The organism is Alteromonas sp. ABV2_168, from assembly GCF_056161165.1.
This window is the reverse complement of record NZ_JBSWYQ010000003.1, coordinates 310809-335676: the sequence shown is the minus strand read 5'-3', so window position 1 is coordinate 335676 and position 24868 is coordinate 310809. Positions and strand designations below refer to the sequence as shown.

At 49.4% G+C, this 24868-nt stretch carries 21 protein-coding genes; 7 read left to right on the top strand and 14 right to left on the bottom strand.

Annotated elements, in window-relative coordinates; genetic code table 11:
* Nucleotides 1-39: 39 nt before the first annotated feature.
* Nucleotides 40-2064, top strand: a complete 2025-nt coding sequence (locus tag ACXAH4_RS07000) for a methyl-accepting chemotaxis protein (protein WP_474844946.1) — start codon at nucleotides 40-42, stop codon at nucleotides 2062-2064.
* A gap of 132 nt (nucleotides 2065-2196) precedes the next feature.
* Nucleotides 2197-3819, top strand: a complete 1623-nt coding sequence (locus tag ACXAH4_RS06995; protein ID WP_474881267.1) for a sensor domain-containing diguanylate cyclase — start codon at nucleotides 2197-2199, stop codon at nucleotides 3817-3819.
* Here the strand turns inward: ACXAH4_RS06995 and ACXAH4_RS06990 are convergent.
* The 6 genes from ACXAH4_RS06990 to ACXAH4_RS06965 form a co-directional block, all read right to left on the bottom strand.
* Nucleotides 3773-4717 carry a DMT family transporter gene (locus ACXAH4_RS06990; protein ID WP_474881265.1) on the bottom strand — a complete coding sequence of 315 codons (945 nt, stop codon included), beginning with the start codon at nucleotides 4715-4717 and terminating at the stop codon, nucleotides 3773-3775. The two genes, ACXAH4_RS06995 and ACXAH4_RS06990, sit on opposite strands and share 47 nt — an antisense overlap.
* A 110-nt stretch (nucleotides 4718-4827) precedes the next feature.
* Nucleotides 4828-5535 carry a helix-turn-helix domain-containing protein gene (locus ACXAH4_RS06985; RefSeq protein WP_474844949.1) on the bottom strand — a complete coding sequence of 236 codons (708 nt, stop codon included), beginning with the start codon at nucleotides 5533-5535 and terminating at the stop codon, nucleotides 4828-4830.
* A 38-nt stretch (nucleotides 5536-5573) separates the two neighbouring features.
* Entirely contained in the window at nucleotides 5574-6923 is a 1350-nt protein-coding gene (gene lysC / locus ACXAH4_RS06980) for a lysine-sensitive aspartokinase 3 (protein WP_474881264.1), read from the bottom strand.
* 33 nt (nucleotides 6924-6956) lie between these two features.
* Entirely contained in the window at nucleotides 6957-7406 is a 450-nt protein-coding gene (locus ACXAH4_RS06975) for a DUF192 domain-containing protein (RefSeq protein ID WP_442858450.1), read from the bottom strand.
* A gap of 67 nt (nucleotides 7407-7473) precedes the next feature.
* A complete protein-coding gene (gene acnB / locus ACXAH4_RS06970) occupies nucleotides 7474-10086 on the bottom strand; it encodes a bifunctional aconitate hydratase 2/2-methylisocitrate dehydratase (protein ID WP_474865370.1) in 2613 nt (870 codons plus the stop codon).
* 188 nt (nucleotides 10087-10274) lie between these two features.
* Nucleotides 10275-11363, bottom strand: coding sequence for a PQQ-dependent sugar dehydrogenase (locus tag ACXAH4_RS06965; RefSeq protein ID WP_474881262.1), 1089 nt, complete (start codon nucleotides 11361-11363; stop codon nucleotides 10275-10277).
* A gap of 94 nt (nucleotides 11364-11457) precedes the next feature.
* Here ACXAH4_RS06965 and ACXAH4_RS06960 point away from each other — a divergent pair, with 94 nt between their 5' ends.
* The 4 genes from ACXAH4_RS06960 (at nucleotide 11458) to ACXAH4_RS06945 (ending at nucleotide 17531) form a co-directional block, all read left to right on the top strand.
* A complete protein-coding gene (locus tag ACXAH4_RS06960) occupies nucleotides 11458-11898 on the top strand; it encodes a hypothetical protein (protein WP_474865365.1) in 441 nt (146 codons plus the stop codon).
* A gap of 95 nt (nucleotides 11899-11993) precedes the next feature.
* Complete coding sequence (locus ACXAH4_RS06955; RefSeq protein WP_474844953.1) at nucleotides 11994-13136, top strand: FIST signal transduction protein; 1143 nt, start codon at nucleotides 11994-11996, stop codon at nucleotides 13134-13136.
* Nucleotides 13136-16450 carry a PAS domain-containing hybrid sensor histidine kinase/response regulator gene (locus tag ACXAH4_RS06950; RefSeq protein WP_474844954.1) on the top strand — a complete coding sequence of 1105 codons (3315 nt, stop codon included), beginning with the start codon at nucleotides 13136-13138 and terminating at the stop codon, nucleotides 16448-16450. Before ACXAH4_RS06955 ends, ACXAH4_RS06950 begins: the two co-directional genes overlap by 1 nt.
* 13 nt (nucleotides 16451-16463) lie before the next feature.
* The gene (locus ACXAH4_RS06945; RefSeq protein WP_474852392.1) at nucleotides 16464-17531 is read left to right on the top strand and encodes a response regulator; all 1068 of its coding nucleotides are present in this window, start codon (nucleotides 16464-16466) and stop codon (nucleotides 17529-17531) included.
* Nucleotides 17532-17547: 16 nt separating this feature from the next.
* Here ACXAH4_RS06945 and ACXAH4_RS06940 read toward each other — a convergent pair whose 3' ends face one another.
* Together ACXAH4_RS06940 and ACXAH4_RS06935 are read right to left on the bottom strand one after the other, a co-directional pair.
* Nucleotides 17548-18654 carry an energy transducer TonB gene (locus ACXAH4_RS06940; protein ID WP_474844956.1) on the bottom strand — a complete coding sequence of 369 codons (1107 nt, stop codon included), beginning with the start codon at nucleotides 18652-18654 and terminating at the stop codon, nucleotides 17548-17550.
* Between the two features lie 95 nt (nucleotides 18655-18749).
* Entirely contained in the window at nucleotides 18750-19397 is a 648-nt protein-coding gene (locus ACXAH4_RS06935; RefSeq protein WP_474844957.1) for a class I SAM-dependent methyltransferase, read from the bottom strand.
* Between the two features lie 206 nt (nucleotides 19398-19603).
* On the opposite strand from ACXAH4_RS06935, the gene ACXAH4_RS06930 reads away from it, so the two are divergent.
* On the top strand, nucleotides 19604-19744 hold the full coding sequence (locus tag ACXAH4_RS06930; RefSeq protein WP_303573722.1) for a hypothetical protein: 141 nt from the start codon (nucleotides 19604-19606) through the stop codon (nucleotides 19742-19744).
* A gap of 6 nt (nucleotides 19745-19750) precedes the next feature.
* Here ACXAH4_RS06930 and ACXAH4_RS06925 read toward each other — a convergent pair whose 3' ends face one another.
* The 6 genes from ACXAH4_RS06925 to ACXAH4_RS06900 are packed head-to-tail and all read right to left on the bottom strand — an operon-like array spanning nucleotide 19751 to nucleotide 24761.
* Nucleotides 19751-21049: a tetratricopeptide repeat protein gene (locus ACXAH4_RS06925; protein ID WP_474844958.1), complete on the bottom strand. Its 1299-nt coding sequence runs from the start codon at nucleotides 21047-21049 to the stop codon at nucleotides 19751-19753.
* A 5-nt stretch (nucleotides 21050-21054) separates the two neighbouring features.
* Nucleotides 21055-21663 (bottom strand): energy transducer TonB, encoded by a 609-nt coding sequence (locus ACXAH4_RS06920; RefSeq protein ID WP_474844959.1) that lies wholly within the window; start codon nucleotides 21661-21663, stop codon nucleotides 21055-21057.
* A gap of 3 nt (nucleotides 21664-21666) precedes the next feature.
* Complete coding sequence (locus ACXAH4_RS06915; RefSeq protein ID WP_070123859.1) at nucleotides 21667-22074, bottom strand: ExbD/TolR family protein; 408 nt, start codon at nucleotides 22072-22074, stop codon at nucleotides 21667-21669.
* A 23-nt stretch (nucleotides 22075-22097) separates the two neighbouring features.
* The gene (locus ACXAH4_RS06910; RefSeq protein ID WP_119500130.1) at nucleotides 22098-22622 is read right to left on the bottom strand and encodes a MotA/TolQ/ExbB proton channel family protein; all 525 of its coding nucleotides are present in this window, start codon (nucleotides 22620-22622) and stop codon (nucleotides 22098-22100) included.
* 3 nt (nucleotides 22623-22625) lie between these two features.
* Nucleotides 22626-23990, bottom strand: a complete 1365-nt coding sequence (locus ACXAH4_RS06905; RefSeq protein ID WP_474844960.1) for a MotA/TolQ/ExbB proton channel family protein — start codon at nucleotides 23988-23990, stop codon at nucleotides 22626-22628.
* Nucleotides 23991-24002: 12 nt separating this feature from the next.
* Nucleotides 24003-24761 carry a DUF3450 domain-containing protein gene (locus ACXAH4_RS06900; protein ID WP_119500128.1) on the bottom strand — a complete coding sequence of 253 codons (759 nt, stop codon included), beginning with the start codon at nucleotides 24759-24761 and terminating at the stop codon, nucleotides 24003-24005.
* Nucleotides 24762-24868: the final 107 nt, after the last annotated feature.

The window sequence follows — 24868 nt, the reverse complement described above, 5'->3', positions numbered from 1 at the left end:
GACCACAACAATAAATAAAACTGTGTTTCAGGAGTTCGGATGAAAATCACGGTAGCAATGCGTATTATCGGCGGATTTATTACTATAAGTCTGTTGTTAATTATTATCAGTGTGTCGTCACTCATTAACCTCAACTCTGTGGGATCAGCGGTTGATGAGGTTAACCGGGTCGCGGTACCTACCCTTTCAAGCAGCAACTCATTAAAAGCGAGTTTTCTGAATATGAGCCGGGTCACCTTCGAAGCTTATATCGAAGAGCAGGTCACCGGTCTGGAAAACAAATATGCACGGTTTACCGACAGCAAAGCCGACTTTGATGCTGAATTGAAAGCGCTGAATTCCGTATTGTCTGATGACAGTGCCATGCAGAGCAGTCTTACCGGTGTCCGTGAATCTTATAATGAATACGTGACTAACGTCGAAGCCATGTACAGCAATCACCGTGAGTCTATGGAAATGCGTAATGCTATTTTCGACAAGGTTGGCGATGTTGAAGATAATGCCGACGACGCCTCTACCTACCTGCTGGATTTCTCTGAGTCTGACGCAGTCGCTGCAAACCGCGCCCTTCAGCAGGCTTCAGATATCGGTGGTGAGCTGGAGAGCACTCTGCTTGGTCTTATTACCGTTGCTAACGAATATGCCAAAACCCAGACGCTGGTGCGGGCACAGGTGTTAGGCAATGAAGTAGAACTCACCGTGGGTAAAGTCCGCGAACTCATGAACAATATGCAGGCGACGGCAGCCGGCAGTGACACCTCAGGTACGCTGGATGAAATCTCAGGCCTGGTGGACGACGCCATTGATGCCATCACAGGCTCAGACGGTGTGCTGCAGTTACAAAAAGCGCGTCTGGAATTCCGCAATGCCGCCGAACAGGCACTGGCCCGTTCTGACAAAAATGGTCAGGAAGGTATTGCTGCTCTGGAAGCCTTACTTAAGCAGGCAAACAAGAAAGCAGATGATATAGATGAGCAGGTATCTTCGAAAGTTACCTCAGGTAATACCATCGTTATCATTGTCGCTCTTGCATCGCTTGCAGCAGCCATTGTTATCGGATACTGGACCGTGATTGCCATTACCCGTCCGTTAAACCGCGTGAACGAACTGCTGACCGTAGCATCTTCCGGTGATTTAACCCGCCGTCTGGATGACACTGCTGAGGACGAATTTGGTCAGTTAGCGAAGAATTGTAACAAGCTGATTGCCAATCTGAAGTCATTAATCACCGGTATCAATACCCGTGCAGAGCAGTTGGCTGCAGCTTCCGAGCAAACATCAACGGTAACAACGCAAACGACACATTCTATTCAGAACCAGAAGTCGCAAATCGCCCAGGTGGCAACAGCAACGACAGAGATGCACAGCACTTCTCAACTGGTCAGTCAGAGTGCGGAAGACACGCTGAACGAAATCCGTCACGCGGACAGCGAAGCCGAAAAAGTGCGTACTATTTCACTGGAAAACAAACGCACTATTGAAGTACTTGCCCAGGACGTTCAGCAGGCCGCTGAAGTTATCAATAAACTGCATCAGGACAGTGCAAGCATCGGTGGCATTCTGGATGTTATCCGTGGTGTTGCTGATCAGACCAACCTGCTTGCTCTGAACGCAGCTATTGAGGCTGCCCGTGCCGGTGAGCAAGGTCGTGGCTTCGCGGTTGTTGCTGACGAGGTGCGTACCCTTGCTTCACGCACGCAGCAATCGACGCAGGAAATTAATTCTATGATCGAAATGCTGCAGGCCGGAGCAGAAAAAGCCGTGTCAGTCATGAATCAGGGTAAAGAGCAGACGGCTGTGTGTGTTGAACAAACAGATAATGCAACGAAAGCGCTGGACGTGATTTCAGATGCGGTTCGCAAGGCTTATGATGTCAGTACGCAAATTGAGCAGTCAGCCCGCGAACAGAACACAGTTTCCCAGGAAATCAGTGAAAAACTGGAAACCATCGTCGGCATTGCTGAAGAAACCACTATCGGTGCACAGCAAACGTCTGAGTCCAGCTCAGAGGTGGCCCGTCTGGCTGAAGAACTGCAGCAATCTATCCGACAGTTTAAAGTGTAATTTTTCACATTTTTCAATGCAAAGGCGCGTCCGCAAGGACGCGCCTTTTTTATTTTCAGCCTGCCTTTCAGGCAAAGCTGCTGACAGCGTTTATACTGTAAATATGCAAAACGACCAATGCTGCCCCGACGAATGATTAAATTCAACACGCTGCGCACCCAGCTTATGCTGGGCATCCTTCTGGCGTGCCTGACTATTCTCACTGCTCAAGCGTTGATCCGCTATTACTACATCCTGCCAGTCTTTGAAACGATGGCGCAGGAGGGGGATCGTCAGGACCTTGAAAGGGTTGCCTCTCAGGTTCGGCAGGAACTGGAGTCCCTGCACAAACTGGTCTACGACAGTGCCGTATGGGATGCAATGTATAACGCCGCCATGAACAGAGACAGTGACTGGTTTGAAGAAAATTATCTTATCCCCGAATCCTACCGGCGTATTCATATCAATGGCTGGTATCTTTATGACAGTAGCGGTGAATTAATCAGTGGCAGAAGTTATCGTGACGACGGCACAGAACTAGTGCCGGAGAACCTGTCATCTTCTACAAAATTGAATCTGAACAGAGCTGGTAATGAAGCAACGGCACAGCCATCTGCCCACACTCTTTTCACCCGCATTGCCGGGAATCCTGCGGTTGCAATTTTTCATCCCGTGTTACCTTCTGATGAAAATGGCGAACCAGCCGGTACACTGGTGCTGTGGCGCTTTATCGATCAACAGTTTGTCGATTCACTTACGCCGGGTATGGCAGGTGACATTATCTTTCATTCGCAAAAAACTTTGCCTGATAACCCTGAAGCGTTTTCACTCAACGTTGCGTCCGGCAGCCCGGTGCATGCACAGCCATTTAAAGGCAGACTGTATCTGGTCATCAATAGTCTGCAGAACACTCCGCTTTTTGCTCTGTCTATCCAACCCAGACCAAGGCAATATGATGATTCATTGTTTGATGCCAGCCTCATTGCAGGCATTGTGATCACGCTGACTGTGATTGCAGTGTTCTATTTATGGGTAAACCGGCAACTTATCGCGCCGATAGCCAGTATTCACGATAACGTGAGCTTCGCTATGCGTAGCAGGGACTTTTCCCGTCAGACGCCATACAGAGGCCGTAATGAAGCTTTCCGGCTGGGTCGTAAACTCAATGAGATGTTCGCCCTGATAAATCATCAGCGCAACGAAGTTCTTCAGCATAACAAACAACTGGAAAAGATCAGCAATACCGATCCCCTGACAGGGCTTGCGAACCGGAGGCACCTGGACTGTTATTTCAGAAACCTCCCTCTGCCGGTCAGAGCAGGAGGCGGTAATATTGCCGTTATCCTGGCCGATGTAGATTATTTCAAGCGTTATAACGACCACTATGGCCACGCAGGCGGTGACAAAGTATTAAAACAGGTTGCCGCGTTACTACGTAAAAATACACGCACCGGCACAGATATCGTTGTCCGTTACGGCGGAGAAGAATTTCTTATCGTGCTTCAGCAAACCTCTGCGCAGGGAGCTGTCAAGGTTGCAGAAACCTTACTGCACGAGATCAGACTGGGAAATATTCCCCATGAAAGCAGAGATGACAGTAAGCACATAATCACTATGCCTGCCGGTATTGCCTGGCAAACAGAGGGGGAACCCCTGCTACCGGAAAAGTTGCTTAAGAAAGCAGACGACGCCCTGTACAGAGCGAAGTCATCGGGACGGGACTGCTTTATTACTGAGGATCAGACTGAAGCACCTCTGCGTGCCGGCGGCGCTTAGCTTTCCGTCCGCCCTTTATCATCTGCACAGAAATACAACCCGCAATAAGTCCAATGCCCACCCATCCGGTCAGTGAAAACCGTTCAGACAACATCCACACAGCCAATAATGTGGCGACCACCGGCTCAAGCAGCGTGATCAGCGTGGCAATACTTGCATCTGTTTTTTGTAATCCGTATCCGAACAACAGATAGCCGCCAAACATAGGGATAAAAGCCATATACAGGGCAACCGTAATATTACCGGAAGAAGCAAGCAGATTATCTCCGGTAAAGAACAATGAGGGCAGCAGAAGACAGGAAGCAACACCAAATTGAACTGCCATGGCAACATCTGAACGCACGCCGTTGACTATCATACTTTTACCCGTCCATGAGTAGGCGGCATAGGTTAAGCCTGCCAACAATCCGAGCAGAATTCCCCATTCCCGTTGATCACCGGCTACAGCAGTTTCAGCGTGTGGCTTAGCCATGACCAGGCACAAGATCCCGGCAAACCCGAGCAAAAAACTCAGCATCCATTTTGCCGTTACAGGCCTGCCGTTAATAAACCGCTCCATTAAGACTGCGAAGCACGGAGCACTGGCAATGGATATGACTGTACCGATGGCGACGCCGGCCAGACGCATTGAAGAGTAAAAGGCCAGTGGATAGACGGCCACGCTAAGGCCTCCCCAGAAAACGTATTTAAACTGAGAAAACAATAAACCCCGTTGCCTGAGCAGCGGACCGGAGGATTTCAACAGCATCAGAAAACCGCCACCACCCGTTGCCACAGCGCCAATGGCGAGGGGGCTGACATCCGGCGCAAAGCTGGCGGCGGTCCCTGTGGTTCCCCATAAAAAACTGGCGATGATTATAGCCAGCACGCAGCGGAAGAGGTGTTGCTGTTCAGACATGAAAAATTTAATGAGTGATGAATTTAAAGACAGTATAAACAGGCGAATTGAAGAGCACTTTGCTGAAAGGACGCTTCATGGTGTTGCAAAGACGCAATTAAAGGCATTTATTATTGCAGCATTTTAGACGGGGGAAGTCCGAAATAGGCAGAGAAACGACGGCTGAAGGCAGAAAGGTCCTGATAACCGGCTTCTTCAGCCACCCGCTGTACCGGCATATCGGTATGAATAAGCAGTGCTCTCGCCTTCTCCATTCTTAATGCCGTGATATACCGTGCCGGCGTTTTCCCCGTTTGTGCCCTGAAAATCTTTTTGAACTGGGTCGCGCTCATGCACGCCACAGAAGCCAATTCCTCAATGGTGAGAGACTCACTGAGCCGGATTTCAATAAACTCCACCACATTCCTGATCCGCGGGTCTAGTGCAACACCCAGCTCCTGTTCTGCAAGCACTGCCAGAAAAGTTTGCAGCATCAGTGTTTCCACCTCGCAGCTGACCCTGCGTTCAAGCTGAGTTGCGATAAAAGATAAAAGGGATGTCATGGGCTTACTGACAGCAAAAACACTGGCTACTGCGTCTGAGAGGTTATCAGGTAACTGACACAAGTCTGCCACAACAAAACGGGCCTGTTCTTCGGCAGTAAATATGTGCAGGGTGTTACGCCGGATTACTACACATTCACCGGGCGCGACCTTCCCCTTTATATCCCCTGCGGCAATATTGATAACACCACTGAGGGGCAGCACGAGCTGATGAAAGTCGTGACTGTGACCCGTTGTTTGCTTGCTGTAAGAACGGATTGAAAGGGAATCAGGCATGCATTAAAAAGGGCAGTCTGATGACTGCCCTCCTCTTATTATTCAAACAACTCTTTATGCAGTTTCTGCACGATGTCAGTGCTGTTCTCTTCGTTCACCAGGAACGACAAATTGTGGGGGTTTGCGCCGAAGCAAATCATCCGCAAATTGTAATCATGTACAGCCGCGAAAATACGGCTGGATACACCTTTCGCTGTTTGCATGTGATTGCCGACCACAGTAACCAGATCGAAACCTTTCTCAACGGTGACATCACAAATCGTTTCCAGCTCTGCAATGGTCTCTTTATTCAAACGGGATGCTACAGAGTTAGCCGGGTTATCCAGCGTGAATGACACAGAAATTTCTGAAGTCGTTACCAGGTCTACACTGAGTTTATGCTTGGCAATAATAGCAAAAACCTGTTGCAGGAAGCCCTGAGCATACATCATCTTCGGCGTTTTAACCGTTACCATCACCTGCTCTTTACGGCGGGTGATCGCACGGTACGGAGGCTCAACTTCGCAGTCGCGCATGATCCATGTGCCGCCTTTTTCAGGCTCTTTACTGGAACCCACGAACACTTTGATATCTTTACGCAGCGCCGGTTCCATAGTGGCCGGGTGAAGAACTTTGGCACCGAATGTGGCCATCTCTGCCGCTTCTTCAAAGCTCAGTTCAGGTAACGGATAGGCTGCAGAAACAATACGGGGATCCGTGGTGTAAACCCCCGTTACATCGGTCCAGATTTCGCAGGTATCAGCTTTCAGTGCTTCAGCCAGTAAGGCAGCCGTGAAATCTGAGCCTCCGCGACCCAATGTGGTTGTTTTGCCTTCTTCGTTGGCACCGACAAATCCCTGAGTCACTACGATTGCGTCCTTAATTTCCGGGCGCAGCAGTTGTTCAGCTAACTGCTCAATGTCTTCCAGTTGCGGAACCGCTTCCCCGAATTCACTGTCAGTACGCAGTACTTTACGCACATCAAAGTTCAGAGTAGTCGCCGACTGTTCTGCCAGAACCGCACTGAACAACAACGACGACATACGTTCGCCCATAGAGAGCAGCTGATCTTTTAAATCGTCGCGGTGCAAAATTTCTTCATGATTCGCCAGACCGCGAAGTTCTTCAAACAAGTCTTCCAGTTTGTCACTGACCGAATCTTTGTTTTTAATTTGTGCCAGCACAGCCATTTCGATGTCGATGATAGCCTGGCAGGTGTCCTTGATTTGCTCGCTGGTCAGCGCTGTGTGCGCAATGCTGACAAGGTGATTTGTTACGCCTGCCTGAGCACTGACGACAACAATGCGTGTCGCTTCATTGCCAGCCACGATTCTGGCGCAGTTTTGCATAGCCTGATAAGTAGCAACACTCGTACCACCAAATTTGGCGATATTAAGAGGATTCGTCACGGTATTCTCCGGTTTTCCCAACACGTTGATGTGTTAAATTTTGATACTAATGTGGTCGCCGACACGAACATTATTTGCCGCAAACCACCCTTGATTCATTTCCAGCGCGTACATCACCGCTTTCGATGCTCCCACAGACGTTAAGTCATGCGGCATCAGCGGTTTTATATCTGTAATCACGCCATTCCCGTCGATAAATGCCACATCCAGCGGTACAAATGTATTTTTCATCCACATACTGGCTTGCCTCACCGGCACAAACCTGAACAGCATGCCACAATCTTCGCATAAAGACTGGCGATACATGAGGCCACGTGCCCGTTGCTCTGGTGTGTTTGCAAACTCCACCGGCAGCGACTTACCTGCCACTTCAATGGCGGCAGTGTCAAATTCAACCGGCTCCTGCGCAGCACTCTGACATGCAGCAAGGGCAACACACAAGATAAGCAGGCAATTTCTCAGCACCATGAATGATTTCATTATTTCTTCCTTGCAAAGACAAAAAAAGCCGGGTCCCTGAGGTACCCGGCCCGATAGTTTATAACTCAAGTCAGGCAACATTCAATGTCGGAATGATCTTAGCCTTTGCATCCTCTTCTGCTTTCTTAAAGCTTTCCATCTTATCGAAGTTCAGATAGCGGTATACATCGGCTGCCATGGAGTCGATTTTACCGGCATATTCCATGTACTCTGCCGCCGTGGGGATCCGGCCGACAATCGCGCCGACAGCTGCCAGTTCAGCAGAAGTCAGGTATACGTTGGCGCCATCACCAAGACGGTTAGGGAAGTTACGGGTCGATGTAGACAGTACCGTGGCACCGGCATCAACACGCGCCTGGTTACCCATACACAGTGAACAGCCGGGCATTTCGGTACGAACACCCACGCGGCCGTAAATGTTGTAATAACCTTCCTCCATCAACTGGGCTTTATCCATCTTAGTGGGCGGAGAAATCCACAGGCGGGTTGGAATGGTTTTGTTGTACTGCTCCAGCAGTTTACCAGCGGCACGGAAGTGTCCGATGTTGGTCATACAGGATCCGATGAATACTTCGTCCACCTTGTCGCCGGCAACCTCAGACAGTGTTTTCGCATCGTCAGGGTCGTTCGGGCAGCACACGATGGGCTCTTTGATTTCTGACAGGTCGATTTCAATCACTTCTGCGTATTCAGCATCTGCGTCAGCACGCATCAGAGAAGGTGACGCCAGCCACTCTTCCATCTTCTGCGCACGACGCTCAAGCGTACGGGGATCGCCATAACCTTCGTTGATCATCCAGCGCAGCATGGTGATGTTAGACTTCAGGTACTCAGCGATAGACTCTTCAGACAGGTTGATAGTACAACCGGCAGCAGAACGTTCTGCAGAGGCATCAGACAGTTCAAAGGCCTGTTCTACCGTTAAGTCTTCCAGACCTTCAATCTCAAGGATGCGGCCGGAGAATGCGTTAATCTTACCTTTCTTCTCTACCGTCAGCAGGCCCTGCTTGATACCGTAAAGAGGAATCGCGTGTACCAGGTCGCGCAGAGTGATACCAGGCTGACGCTCGCCTTTGAAACGAACCAGGATTGACTCAGGCATATCCAGCGGCATCACACCGGTAGCCGCAGCAAAAGCAACCAGACCGGAACCCGCAGGGAAGGAAATTCCCAGAGGAAAACGGGTGTGCGAGTCGCCGCCGGTACCGACAGTGTCAGGCAGAAGCATACGGTTCAGCCAGCTATGAATGATACCGTCACCGGGACGCAGGGAGACACCACCGCGATTCATGATAAAGTCAGGCAGGGTGTGCTGAGTTTCGATGTCTACCGGCTTAGGATAAGCCGCGGTGTGACAGAAAGACTGCATGGTCAGGTCCGCCGTGAAGCCAAGACAGGCCAGGTCTTTCAGTTCGTCACGGGTCATCGGGCCTGTAGTATCCTGAGAACCCACAGTGGTCATTTTGGGTTCGCAGTAAGTACCCGGACGGATACCTTCCACGCCACAAGCTTTGCCAACCATTTTCTGTGCAAGGGAGAAGCCTTTACCTGTGTCTGCTGGTTGCTCCGGCTTACGGAACAGATCAGAAGGCCCCATACCCAGCGCTTCGCGGGCACGCTCAGTCAAACCGCGACCGATGATGAGGTTAATACGGCCACCGGCACGTACCTCATCCAGAATTACCTTAGATTTGTAGCTGTACTCTGCCAGCACTTCGCCGGTTTCGTGATTAGTGATTTTGCCTTCGAAGGGATAGATGTCGATAACATCACCCATATTCATTTTTTCTACATCGGCTTCGAATACCAGTGCGCCGGCATCTTCCATGGTATTGAAGAAGATTGGTGCTACTTTAGAACCGATACAGACACCACCACCGCGCTTGTTAGGCACACCCGGCAGATCTTCACCGAAGAACCACAAAACAGAGTTGGTGGCTGACTTACGTGAGGAGCCGGTACCCACAACGTCACCGACGAAAGCGACCGGATAACCTTTGGCTTTTACCTCTTCGATTTGCTTCATCGGGCCTTTCACGCCGTGCTCTTCCGGTTCAAGACCGTCACGGGTCATTTTATAAGCCGCAAGGGCATGCAAAGGGATATCAGGGCGTGACCATGCATCCGGGGCCGGAGAAAGGTCGTCAGTATTGGTTTCGCCGGTAACTTTGAAGACAGAGTAAGTGATCTTGTCCTCCATTTGTTTACGGCCAGTAAACCACTCGCCTTCTGCCCATGATGTCATCACATCAGCAGCATATTCATTGCCCGCTTTACGCTTTTCATCCACATCATGGAAAGCATCAAACATCAGCAAGGTATGTTTAAGTTCTTTCGCCGCCAGCGGAGCCAGTTCTTTATCATCAAGCAGCTCTACCAGTGTAGCGATGTTATAACCGCCGTGCATGTTACCCAGCAGTTCAACCGCTTTTTCTTTATCAATAAGGGGACAGCTGTCTTCGCCTTTCGCAATGGCACTCAGAAAACCGGCCTTAACGTAAGCCGCTTCGTCAACGCCCGGAGGAACACGCTCAGAAATGAGTTCTAATAACGTCTCTTCTTCACCAGCAGGCGGATTTTTCAGTAAGTCGACCAGACCGGCAACCTGCTCCGGATTCAGGGGTTTAGGGGGGATGCCCTGAGCAGCACGTTCTTCAACATGTTTACGATATTCACTTAACACGATTGCTTCCTCCTTGTTACTCAGGCTGGAAGGATTCAACGGTCCTGAGCCTGACTACACGTTATCGACGCCGGAATTATATCGGCGCACAGTATAAAATAACACCGGACTGCACCCTTGTTACGCCTGTTACCACCATTCACAAAACTTATAAACATATGGAGCTACAAAAATAATGATTATTAGATTCAGAGGGGTGCAATTTGCAAAACGGTGGCGTTTTCACCATCGGTTAGTACATAGATTGCGCCTTTACGATCAATTTCAATGTCCCGCAAACGCTGATTAATAGTAGCAAACAATTTTGTTTTGCGGGGAGGCGTGGTTGACATATCCACAGCGATGACGGACTGGTCTTTCAGCGTAGTCACCAGCAACTGGCCTTTCAAACCCGGAAACAGATCACTGTTATAAAAAACCATGGCAGACGGCGCAACAGAAGGAGTCCAGTCAACCAGCGGAGACTCCATGCCGGCATATTCTGTAAATGGTGAAATACGGGCACCGGAATAGTCTCTGCCTGATGTCGCTACCGGCCAGCCATAATTGAGTCCCGGGCGGAGTATGTTTATCTCATCGCCCCCGTCGGGACCATGTTCGTGTTCATAGATGACTGCGGCTTCTTCATCGATAGCCAGTCCCTGAGGATTGCGGTGGCCCGTGGAATAAATATAGGGCGCAGTGTCATAAAAAGGATTATCAAGCGGTGCAGCGCCATCCTCGCGGATTCGCAGAATTTTCCCCAGTTGACTGTCAGTCCGCTGTGCATGCTCACGGTAATCAAAACCGTCACCGGATGACACCAGCCAGGTGCCGTCATTCAGCACTACCAGACGGCCACCATAATGAACCGGCGTGTCTTTATCCGGTGATACTGTAAACACGACGTTGATACCGGTAATGGTATCGTTCTGAAGCGTTGCTGTGGCCACTGCCAGATGATTCGCCGTTTCCGTTCCCTGAGAAAATGTCAGCATGATACGTCCGGACAAGTCGAAGTCCTGCGCCAGCGCAATATCCAGCAGCCCCCCCTGCCCGGCTACGTACAGGTCGGGCAATGCCAGCGGTACCCTGACCAGCCGGGATTCTCCCCCGAGGATCACCACATTGCCTTCACGCTCAGTGACCAGTAACCGGCCATCAGGCAAAGATTCCAGCGCTTTGGGATAGTGTAATGTCCATGGTGCAATACGCTTTGCCTGATAACGAATGTCTTCAGAAAATGCGGGCAAAGCAAAGATGGTCAGAGTGATAGCAACGAGCGTGTTTTTAAACATGGAATTGTATCGTTCCTCTTGTGATCTGTAGCATGGCGTGAAAAGATGCGGTAAATCAGTTTCGCACTATACATCGAAAAATCGTCTGAACAACATGCCGTTAGCAACTGCAAAATCGTTTTCACTGGCTTTTTTCCCCGCCTGGCTGCTTTGTTACTGCCTGGCAAGCGTTTTCCATACGCAAATGGTACTGCTTGAGTTGCTCCGGTTAGACGTAGTCATTCCTCTCCCGCTCTGGTTACAAACAACATTCGAAGATATCTTTGGTCTGTTACCTGTGTATGGTTCTGCCACGGCCGCCGCCCTGTTTATCGCTTTCTCCCTGTGCGGCTGGCTGACAGGAAACTTCACCCGTCGGAGGTGGCTGCTGCCGCTGGCCGGTGGCGTGGCGATGCTGGTGCTGTTGATGGCCATGTATCCGGTAATGCATGTCACACTTATCGCCGGCGCCCGTTCTGCTGCCGGCCTGGCTTTACAATGTCTGGCGGGTTGTCTTGGCGGACTTGTCTTCCTGCGAATATCCCGTCCCGGTTGATCCTGCGCATTAAATTTCAGTAAATTTATGGCGTTACCTGTAAGGTCGCGCTAGATTTATCTTATATTTTTTATGTTAGCCACGGATGTTGCGGAATGGAAGTTACCCAACATATTATTCGCAGTACCCAAACGGAAGATGATGCTATTTTGCAGGCAATTAAAGCGCCCTGCGATTTACTGCTGGTATTCGCAAGCCCTGCATTTTTCTCCTCATCATCTTTGCTCACTGACATCATCGCCTCGGGCATACCGGTGGCAGGTTGTGGTACCAGCGGAGAAATTACCGCCGGCGATGTGCGCGAACAGAGCGCAGTTTTCACCCGCATCGATCTTAAGGGTAAAGGATTTGCCCGCATTGCCGTCAGTCAGGTGCATGAAGAAGATTATTTTAACTGCGGTAAAGCCCTTGGCGAATCGCTTCGTGGCGACGACCTAAAAGCCGTTATTATTTTTACCCGCGGAATCGACTTCGTACCCGGTGAAATGTTCGACGGCTTACACCATGTGCTCGGGACAGATTTGCTGATAAGTGGCGGCATGGCCGGTGACAACGCCAGTTATGTGCAGACCTTTACACTCTCTCCGCAAGGGATCAGTGATCATGATGTGGTTGCAGCCGGGCTCTACGGAGACAATCTTGCCGTCAGCCAGGCCGTTATCGGAGGGTGGCAGTCTTTCGGTCCGATCCGTCAGGTTACCCGCAGTGAAAATAACATTTTGTATGAACTGGACGGCACACCGGCTCTGGATATTTACAAAAAATACCTGGGCCGTTCAGCCAGTCGCCTGCCCGTATCAGGGCTGCTTTTCCCCCTGGAGATGATGGACAGCTACGACGAGCCTTCCGGATTGCTCCGCGCTCTCTATGATGTCGACGAATCAGACGGCAGCCTGATTTTGGGAGGAAAGATTGAACAGGGTGCCTATCTCAGACTCATGCATGCTTCCACAAATGATTTGATAAGCGGTGTGGAAGATGCAGCGCAGTCCTTCAGTCTCAGTGTTGAAAATCAGTTTAAGCCGGCTTTTGCGCTGGTAGTCAGTTGTCTTGCCCGCAAAATTGTCATGGGTGATCAGGTGGAAGAAGAAGTAGAGGCCATCACCAGTGCGCTCGGGCAGGACCTGCCGGTTTGCGGATTCTATTCAAACGGCGAGTTTGGCCCCCTCACGGCCCCGGGCCCCTGCAAATTGCATAACCAGACAATGATTGTCACGCTTTTCGGAACGACGGACTGATGCACAGGCTGCTGTTCAGACAAATCAAGAAAACCATGGGCTTTCAGACCATTGAAGAGGCTGAACAATGGCTTGATACGCTGCTGGAGCATGCCCTTGACGATTCACTGCCACCGGCAGTTCAGACGTTATTACAAGGTCTGATGCCTTTCGTCGACAGGGTCGACAGCAGTTACAAATCCCATGAAAGAGACATGGAAATCCGCGACCGCAGTATCCGCTTAAGCTCTCAGGAACTCACTGAATCACTGGAGCTGGCCCGCCGTGATGCGGTTAAGCAAAAGCAGGCGGTACGGGAACTGAAAATAGCGGCAAATGACTTGCTGAAAGGCCTGTCCAAGCCGGAATTATCAGAAGATACAGACTCACTGAACGGACTGGCAGAGCTGATGGCTGACCTCGCCAGAGAACGTAATGAAGCACTGCATGAAGTAGAAGTTCAGCGCCGTGCCATCGACCAGCATGCGATTATTGTGGTGGTGGATAATGAAAAGCAAATCCTCTTCGCCAACAGTAAGTTCTGTGAGATTTCAGGCTATGAGGAGAAGGAGCTTAACGGCAAAAGCCTCGAAATTATCCGCAGCGGTTATCACGATGAAAGTTTCTATACACCAATCTGGCGCGCGGTGCGGGCTGGCGAGGTGTGGCACGGCGAAGTGCACAATCTGAGAAAAAACGGCGAGACATTCTGGGTGTCCTCCACCATTGTGCCAATCGAAGGCAATACCGGGCAAGCGGAGCGGTACGTCGCCATCATGACAGACATTACCCATCAGAAACTGCTGGAGGAACGTATATCCGACAGTCAGCGTTTTTATCAGAGTATTACCGACTCTATCGGTGAGGGCATTTTCGCAGTTGACCGCAGCGGTACTATTGAATTTCTTAATCCGGAGGCCAGTCGTCTGCTCGGCTGGACTATGGATGGACTGAAAAACAGACGTTTCCACGACACCGTGCAGTTCCAGTCACCGGATAAAAAGTTCATTCCGGTACAGCAAAGCCCTCTTATTCAAACCATTAAGAAAGGTGAAATCTATTTCTCTGAAGAAACTTATTTCACCCATAAGAACGGGCTTATGTTTCCGGTATCTATCACTGCCGTGCCACTGGAGGATGACAGGGGTAACATACGGGGACACGTCGGTGTGTTCAGGAATATCAGCGAACGTAAGAATATTGAGCAAGCCATGCGGGACGCCTTCTCTCAGGCTGAGCGGGCAAATAACGCGAAAAGTGAATTTCTCGCAAACATGAGTCACGAAATCCGTACGCCGCTTAATGCCGTACTGGGCCTTACTCATCTGGTGCTGAACTCGTCTCTTAGTACTCAACAGAAAGATTATCTGCAAAAGGCCACCAACAGTGCCAACACTCTGCTGGGCATCATTAACGACATTCTGGACTATTCAAAAATTGAAGCGGGTAAGCTGGATTTAGATATTCAGCCATTCATCTTCGATGATTTACTGGAGAAAGTGTCGAATTTGTTTCAGGACAGAGCTGTCAGCAAAGGGTTATTACTGCTTTTTGATATGGGCGGCGATATGAGTCTGCCCCTGCTGGGCGATGAAAACCGCCTGATGCAGATTTTTAATAACCTGGTCAGTAATGCCGTCAAATTCACCCGGCAGGGTCAAATTATTGTGTCGGTTGAATTACAACCCCGTCAGGGACAACAGGTATCGGTTAAATTAAGCGTTACAGATACCGGTATAGGTCTCAGTGATGCCCATCAACAAAAGCTGTTTGACCCCTTTACTCAGGCCGACGCGTCTATATCCAGACAATACGGCGGCACCGGTCTGGGCATGAGTATTACGCGCCACCTGGTCGAACAGATGAACGGCACCATTTCGGTTGAAAGCGCACCCGGTGAAGGTAGTAAGTTCAATATTGAACTGTTGTTACCTCTGGCCGGAACCAGCAATACAATGCCGCCTTTAGGTGCACATCAGTTTCTTACACTCTGCTGTCTGAACGATGCCCTTTTACCGGTAGTGGGACTGGTGGAAAAAACGTTATCGACGCTGATGGTTCCTCATGAACACTGCACAACTCACCGTGCTGAATCTCTGCCGGAACAAACCACCCACCTGCTGGTGGTTGCAGATAAAATTACGGAAGAGCGGATGAAACAACTTGCTGAGGCATTCCGCTCGAAACAACTGGATTATTCTCACCTGCGCATCCTCACCCCGGGCAATCAGGAGGAGATGCGTCATCTTCTGGTGAGTCACGGATTGTCTGATGCCGCCGTGATGCAACTTCCGTTTACCCAGCGTTCTATGCACGACTTCCTCAATCAGGGAGCAATGCTTAAGGACACTCAAACAGGTTTCACTTCACTGGACGACATTGGCCTGGTTGAGCGCAGGCTAAGCGGCAAACACGTACTGATAGCTGACAGCGACGACATCAGTCAGACCGTTATGTCCCAACAACTTAATTCTGCCGGTATTAAAGCCACCAGTGTCTCTTCCGGTGCAGACTGTATCACCTTGTGTAAACAACTGACCTTTGACGCCATTATTCTGAACAATAAATTACCCGACATTCCCGGCTGGGAAGTGGCTGAAAGTCTTGTATTTGGTAACAGCCTGACCACCCCGATTATCTGTACTTCCACAGAAGATGCCTCTGCCATTGAAGATTTAATCAGTGATTCCGGAATGTGTGCCTTGCTCACCAAGCCGGTAAGTAATGATGATCTGCTCCGTACTCTCGATAACTACATGATTTATACCGGCGAAGCAGAACACGCCGGCGATGACTTCGACGGCATAAAAGATCCCTATGCGTCACTGCTTCAGAGTTTTTACCGGAAATACAGTGTCAGCGGAAATACCCCCTTTGACTTCCTTGTTGAAGGTTTGCAGCAACAGTCATCAGTGCCGGTGGAAATTCTTGCAGGGATCAGAAAAGATGCCTCAACGATTGGCGCGAAGCCACTGAAGAAAATGCTCGGCGCATTGCTGCAGCAGGATACTCCCGCTGAACTGGTTCAGGCCGCCATTCCCAAACTTGCCGGAGAGCTGGATATGACGCTGAAGAAAGTCGTCGCCAGTCTGGACGCACTGAGCAATGTTGAGGAAAAACAAGAAAATGAACAGGATTTCACGTCACAAGTTCAATTTATACTAAACTTACTGGAAGACTACGATGCAAAAGCATCGGACAACCTGCAACAACTCTATAGTGAACATCAGCAGTCTCCCCATCGCTGGGTGCTGCAACAGGCAATACAGAAAGTATCTCAATACGATTTTGAAGCTGCGGCTGTGCTCTTGCAGCCATTAGTAAACGGGCAATAATTGTGGGCGTAATGTGAAAGCGTTTAGTGTTTTAATCGTTGATGACGAACCGGCAAACATTGATATTCTCAAAGATATACTGCTCCATCAATATCAGGTAAAGGTGGCACCGTCGGGGGAAATTGCACTGAAAATTGTCAGTAAAGCCCCGCCCGATCTTATTTTGCTTGATGTCATGATGCCCCATCTGGATGGTCTGGAAGTGTGCCGGAGATTGAAAGCGGATCCGGCCACGGCCTCCATCCCGGTGATTTTTGTCACGGCGCTCGGGCAAGGTGAAGATGAAGAGCGCGGATTCGCCGCCGGTGCAGTGGACTATATTGCCAAGCCTATTGTACCCGCCATTGTGCTGGCCCGGGTAAAGACCCATATTTCACTCGCCCATCAGCAACGGGTCACCCGCCAGGAAGTGGAGGAACGGACAAAAGAACTTCAGGTAAGTCAGTTGAGTGCTATCAGTATGCTTGCTGCAGCGGGTCACTATAACGATACCGACACGGGACTGCATATCTGGCGGATGGCGGCTTATGCGAGAAGGCTGGCCACTGCCGCGGGATGGTCTGTGGAAGCAGCCAGATTGCTGGAACATGCAGCTCCTATGCATGACACGGGAAAAATAGGCATTCCCGACAGCATTCTGAAAGCGCCCAGGAGGCTGACAGACGAAGAAATGGTGATCATGCGGACCCATGCTCAAATCGGTCACGATATCTTATCTAACAGCCATTCACCGTTGTTCAAACTGGCTGCTGAAGTGGCGGTGAGTCATCATGAGCGCTGGGATGGCTCTGGCTACCCGAATGAACTAAAAGGGACGGATATACCCGAGTCAGGCCGTATCGTTGCTATCGCTGATGTGTTCGACGCGCTGACCATGATAAGACCATACAAAAAAGCATGGAGCATCAGCGACGCTTTTGACTACATCCGCGATAACGCAGGTTATCATTTTGATCCGGCACTGGCAGAGAAATTCCTGACCATAAAAGATGACATTATCAGCATTAAAGAAAAAGCGGATAATGCCTCTTCTGAGAATGAAGAATCAGTCTTTTACGCCGGATTTGTGGAAGAGAAATAACCCCGCCGAATCCTACTCAGCCCAGTTTAAAATCCATTCTGACCATGCGCGATTTCGTTGCAACCGCATTACCACCGACAAATCTGGGAGCATAACGCCAGTGTTCCAGCGCCTTTATGGCTGCGGTACCAAACATGCTGCCACCGTCAGTTTCTATCAATTCAATATCACGGACAAAACCTTCATCATCGATAGTAAATGACAGGACTGCACTGCCGTCTTTGCCCCGCCTTGCATAAGACACCGGATAATCCGGGTTTACACGATAAAGCGGTTCGGGCTCCTGATCATCAGACCACGGCTTCATTTTTCCAATCGCCCGGCAGTGCTCTGTAGCCTTATCTGACTCTCCTTTCTTCTCATACAACCCGACCAGTTTCGCATGGGCATTCAGTGCATACGGATGGGAGAAATCAAGATTACTGTCGAAGGTATCAGCAACGACTTCATAGTTCCCGATGGCCTTAGAAGAATGATTAAAGCGTTCGTAGACCAGTGCCAGTAATAAGCGGGATTCCAGGGTCCGTAAATCTTTATCCCCCCAAAAGCCATCGACGATACTCAGGTTGTCTTTATAGAAACGCAATATTGCGTTGTTGGTCACTCCTAAGATTGAATTGATAACTACTGTGGCAGCAAGGTAATGCGTCGTAACCTTCTGAGCGTCATCTTCAAACTGGATGTCGTCCATGTTGAGAATGATGTAACGACTCAACCGTTGTGAAAAGCTGACCTTAGCTTTATCCATGCCCTTAAGCTTATTTACTGCACTGAGGATATCGATGTGCATATTCAGTAACGCAGGGGAATTTTCGTCATACAGCGAATCATATTGCTCCAGTACAGCTTTGAACTGGCTGACAGCCTCATCCACATAATCCTGCTGTGCGAGCATATTGGCGTACGAATGCCTGAGCTTCACCGCATTTTCGCTGTCAGCACCGTATTTTTGCTGACCCAGTTGCCAGGCTTGTTTCGCCAGCGCCGTACTCAGTACGATGTCATCTTTTTCCACCGCCTCCTTAAACGCACGGTAGACCTCACTGAATTCATCAGCCGCAGCAGACATTGAAAGCAAAGAAGAGAAAAGTGTGATTTGTGCGAGTCGTTTAAGACCACTCATGACAGCATCCTTGTTCATTAGTGAGTTTTCACTGTAGTGAAATGATGCAGTAAAAGCAAACCCGGCTTGCTGGCCGGGTTTGTTGGAAGGGAATATCAGATTTTTGTGGTTTTAAGGAAAATACAATTCTGGCTGATGTGCTCACTGTCAAGACGCAGTCCGAATTCAGGTAAACTGGCCAGCACTTCTTCCCGTGTGTAAGGACGGTTAAGGATACCGATAGATTGTCCGTAATCGTTCACCTTCGTACTGATTTTATTCATAAACCCTTCACCGGGGTACAGCAGCACGTTCATGTAGAGGGTACCGCCTTTTTTCAGCACTCTGACAATTTCATGCATGGCCTTTTCAATCCCGCCAATGGTGTGATAACCATTTGGCAGGTTCGCAGTATCGAACGTTTCGTCCTCGAAGCTCATATTTCTCAGATCTTCGATGGCCAGCTCAGCCCCTTTCAGCTTCTTCCTCGCGCCCCCCATCAGGGCTTTGGAATAATCTACACCTACCAGTGAAAATGGCTGTTCTTTCTGTTTTTTTCGCGCATGTTTCATGCAAATTTGGGTGAATGTACCGGTACCGATAGCACATTCAAGATGTTTGCCTTTAAGGTTCTCGGCAAAAAAACGGACCTGAGAAGATAAGGTATTGCGGTACGCCAGGGTCAGAATAAAAAAACCACGGACGTCATAAAGCATCGGCGTCAGGTTATAACTGTTTTCATTAATGATACTTTCATCTGACATGACAAAATGCCCTCTTTCAAAAAACTGCCGTTCATATTCAGCTATCATGACGACAGACAGCCCTGCTAACGAACACGGGCTACTATCCACGCTTTACAAAACTATACATCAGGTGGAGAAAAAACTACGTATACCAAACATATACATAGGAATGAATCCGCAATACGCAGAGTAAATACTATGCCGGACAGCCGGAATCACGAGCCATGAGCATAGTCGCTGACATGCGCTATGTAAATGAAAGTAAAATGACATCTTACAAACATAAAAAAGGCCGGTTATCCCTTTTTTACCAGGAAAACCGGCCTCTTTGTGCCCATCAGGCAGGCAAAGGGCTTAGCATTTAACACTTATCAAATTTCAGCCATCGCTTCCTGTTGAGTCTTTTCAGACTGTACAAAGCGCTTCCACTGCTGTGCCATTGCTTTGCTCTTCTGATGCTTTTCAGCTTCAGCAAGCTGATCCAGTGCTTTGGCGTACTGCTTATTGTTGTACAGCGCCATGCCTTTAATCAGATACACAATACCCGGATTCCGTAACTGACCTTTTTCAATAGCATGGTCAGCAGCGGTAATGGCATCATCCCAGCGCTCAGCATTCAGCAATACCTGTGCGAGCTGGGCATCCAGTTCACCGTCTTCTGACAATTCAGCGGCAGACTGCATCACCGGAATGGCTTTATCCTGCTCTTTGGCAAGGGTCCAGCTCTGGCCAAGGAAACGTAAGTTACGCAGGTTCTTTTCCAGCGTACCGTCTTTCATCGCCTGTTCCATCAGCAAAGCACCTTTATAGGGGACTTTGTGATAGTAATAAAGCTGTGCCAGGTTGAAGATGTCGGCAGACGATTCCACGTAACCTTGCTGATAAGCTGATTCCATGATTGCCAGTTGCTTGCGTTCTTCACCCAGTTCACCGTACATGCCGGCAAGCTGGATCCAGTACTTGGGCTCGTCAAACAACTTCACCAGTTTAACCAGAACATTCTTCACCTTTTCAGGTTGCTTAAGTTCATAGTAAATGGCCCGCTGCAGAATCAGCCAGTTCTCATCAGGGAGCATGCCTTCAGCTTCATGATCGGCAATCGCTTTAGTGATGAACGGTTCGGCTTTAGCGTATTCCTTATTCTGATAATAAGCCTGAGCTTTTAAAATCAGATTCTTAGGCGGAACGACACCGTCGTTCAATGCTTCCCAGCGCTCAAGATAGGCAATACTCTTGTCGTAGTTACCCTGCATCAGGTTTAACTGAGCAAGACTGAACAAGGTCGTCATCTCAAACTTTTCAGGGATCGGCTGCTGCTCCACCACCTGCGCAAAGCTGTCTAATGCTTTATCGTACTGCTCATCGTTGTAATAGATGAAGCCGTAGAAGTTATACATCATGGCTTTTTCGTAGCTGTTCATCGAACTGTCTTTGTCTTTCACCTCGTCCAGGATGGCAATGGCTTCAGGAATATTTCCTTCATCGCCGGCCGCCTGAGCGCGGGCTAACTGTTCGTAAACTTTGCCACGCAAAGTCGGTACTTTGCGGGTTTTCTTTTCACTGGCTTTCACTTCCTGTGCCTGCGCGCTGATAACAACGGCGGGTACAACAGCCAGGTTTAAGGCCAGTGAAAAAGCGCAAACCAAACGTTTGGATAAATGATTCTTCATAGTACTTACCCGTCAATCTGGAAGGTGATTCGGTTCTGCACGCCGGACACTTCAGTCGCTTCACCGTTAACAACACGGGGCTTATATTTAAACTTCATGGCGGCATCCATCGCAGCCTGCTCAAATATGCCCGAAGGGTTCGCTTCTACCACTATCGGATCGCGCACTGTGCCTTGCTTAGTTACCGTAAACTCCACAATAACGAAACCCTCGATACCACGCTGCAATGCACGACGGGGATAGACCGGCGCAACCTTAACGATAGGCAGATACTCACCGTCTCCGGATTCAAGTGCTAAGCCGCCGTCCAGGGCTACGTCAGCGCCAACATCACCGCCGAAGTCCATAGACGTGCCATTGGCGTCAGGCGAAGGCGAATCCATTTGCGGTGAACTCATTTGCGGCGGTGGCTCTTTTGGCGGTGGTGGCTTCCGGGGCTTACGGTCTTTTTGTTCAACCGTTTCCTCTTTCTTCACCCGCACAAAGTCAAGCACACTGCCTTTTGGTGGCTCTGTTAACGCACTGCCGCCCATCTTGATGAGTGATTGCATCAAGAAGAACAGGCCAAGCGTAATCGCCAGCGAAATGACAAATGCGATGATAAATCGTGGCATGGCTTAAGGCTCTTGTGCTGCGATTGAAACTTCGTAAACACCCGCCGCACGGGAGGCATCCATAACTTTGATCAGCGTATCGGTGGTGGCCTTCTGATCTGCCTGAATCACCACAGTACCCTGCGGGTTCTCAGCATGCAGACGCTCGATGTTGGCCTGTACCGCACGTACGTCAACACGACGCTTGTTGATCCAGATTTCACCGGTATCAGAAATCGCGATAAGAATGTTAGCGCGATCCTGTTTTACTGCGGTGGCCGCTTCAGGACGGTTTACATCGATACCGGCTTCTTTCACGAAAGACGCCGTTACAATGAAGAAGATAAGCATGATGAAAACAACGTCCAGCATGGGCGTCATATCAATTGTGGCTTCTTCTTCGTCAATCAGATTTTGAAAATGCTGCTTCATAATAAGGTTCCTGACAGAAAGGCTTAGCCTTTGCGATCAATAATCAAGGCGTCTTCTAAGTGTGTGCGTTCGGTCTTCACCATACGGTTCAGCCAGGTCGAGGCGAATACGCCTGACAACGCGCCAACCATACCCGCCATTGTCGGGATAGTGGCTTTAGATACACCAGATGCCATAGAGCGGGCGTTACCCGAGCCGGAGATGGCCATTACATCAAAAACTTCAATCATTCCGGTAACCGTACCCATCAGGCCCAACAGCGGACACAATGCCACCAGCGCCTGAATAATCGGAATACTGCCCCGTAAACGAATGGTCAGTGCAGAAATCGTTTTCTGGCGTACTTGCTCAGCAAACCAGGAGGAACGATCGCTGCGGGCTTTCCATTCAGCTACGGCCTGTTTCTTAAAGTTCTTGTGCCAAATCAGCAGGTACATCGCACGCTCGAGAATAAGTAACCACATGATGAAAATCAGCAGACCGATGACCAGGAGAACCTGGCCCCCTGTCTCTGTAAAATCACGAATGGCTTCGAGAAATGCGATCATGGCTTAGCCCCGCTCAGCGCGCTCTGCGATAACACCAGACGCCTGCTCTTGCAGCACGTACACGATATTCTTACTACGGGTATTCAGCATGGCGTATAACAATGTCATAGGAATTGCTACAACCAGACCCAGTACTGTAGTTACCAGTGCGGTAGAAATACCACCTGCCATCAGTTTCGGGTCACCGGTACCAAACAGTGTAATTGCCTGGAAGGTGTTAATCATACCGGTTACTGTACCTAACAGACCCATCAGAGGCGCAACCACTGAGATGATCTTGATAATGGTCAGGTTACGACCCAGTTTTGGTACTTCACCTAAAATCGCTTCTGTTAAGTGCAGTTCCAGCGCTTCAACATCCGCATTAGGGTGATCTTCACGAACTTTCAGTACACGGCCCAGCGGGTTGTCAGTTTTGATTTCTTTACGCTTAAGTTGCTTTTGTACTTTCGCGTTAATCAGCGTCAGGCTGATAAGACGCTCAATCGCCAGAAGCAGACCAATAGCACCTACGATAAGGATGATATAACCCACTTCACCGCCCTGCTCTACACGCTCTTTCAGATCAGGAGCCTGAACCAGCAGACCCAGGATAGAACCACCTGTAGGGTCAATACCAAACTCAACCAGTTCGCCGTTTGAGTTTTGCAGCGCCTGTGCAGAATCGCCGTAACGGTCAGCCGGCTGGCGAACCAGTTCAGCTACAGTGCCGGTGATGCCGTTGAAGTCGAGGTATTTACCATCAGCAACCAGTGCAAACGGGCCAACACGTACGATTTCTTTGTTAACTTTCTCGCCGCCGGCTTCAACAACAGACGTGTCGAACTTAGTCACTTTGCCTGACTCAGTCATTTCACGCTGCATTTCAAACCATACGCGCTCAATTTCCTCGATAGAAGCTAACTTTGAGCTCTTACCCATTGACTGTGCCATGTTGTCAAGAAACTCAGCGCGGCCGGGGATTTGAGCAGAAACAACAGAGTTCTGGAATTTGCTCTTGGTATCACCGGCAACCTGCTGCAGTACACCGAACAGCTCTTTCAATGAACCTAAACGGGTATCCAGAGCGGCATTCAGGTCGGCCAGTTTAAATTCGTTTTCTTCAAACTGAGTTTCCAGACTTTCTGAATTCGCCAGCGCCTGATCACGCTTCTTGCGGGTATCAGCCAGGATCTGGTCCTGCTGAGCACGCTGTTGAGTGAATTCCTGTTCACGTTGCTTATTCTGTTGTGATTGAGCGAACTGGCCTTCTTCCAATTGCTTCAACAGGGCATCAAGGTCCAGTGCGCGGTCGTTTTCCGCCAGTGCACCGAAGCTTAATGTTGCAGCGGCAAGACCAGCTGCTAAAAATTTAATCTGCTTTAACATGGTCAATACCTCTTAGTCCGTGATTGCAACAGGCAGCATTAACAAGTCTGGTGCAAGCTGTTTCTTCGCCATGCGCAGACCTTTAGTGATCTGTGTACGGTAGCTGCTGTCCAGTTCTTCCCACTGACGTGTTTGTTTATTCCAGACACCTTGCTTACCAGCGTCACGGGTTTGGTAAATCAGTGCAGTACGGCCAAGACGTAAAAACTCAACGTCACGCTCTGTACCGTCAATTTCATGGATACCGGTGTAAGCTTCCATGGTGCGGCCGTAATCCATCTCAACCTGATAGGCTTCCATTACACGACGGAATTTCTCAGAGGCAGACACATCGGCACGGTCCATCATGTCTTTTAAGTCAGCGATACGCTTGGCACGCTCTTCTTCCAGGAAAGGAACGTCCAGGGCAACGAATTGCTCAAGACCGTCAATCATGCGAATCATTAACGGCGTAATTTGACGCTCGATAACCGAAACTTCGTCGATTGATGCGTTCAGATCAGCCATTTCCTGTTCCTGGTTGGCAATCTGTTTGCGCAGCTGGTTGTTGTAAACTTCCAGCCCTTCGATTTCTTTATTCAACGTTTTGAACGTTTGAAGTTTATTATCGATTTGGTCAGCGATATTGTTGATTTTGTCTTGTGATTTAGCTGCACTTTCATTGATTTTTGCAGCCTCATCGACAACGGGTTTCAAGACGCTATCGTCTTGTGCCATGGCGGTAGTGGCCGTCAGGGCGCTCGCCAGCAGCAACGAGTTGAAAAGCTTCATACATTCAAACCTTACTGTTAAAAGGAATCGGATTTAACCGAGCGTAAATTTCTGCGCGTAGGATAGGAACTTTCTATGACAGTTTTATTACATGACTGTCATATTTC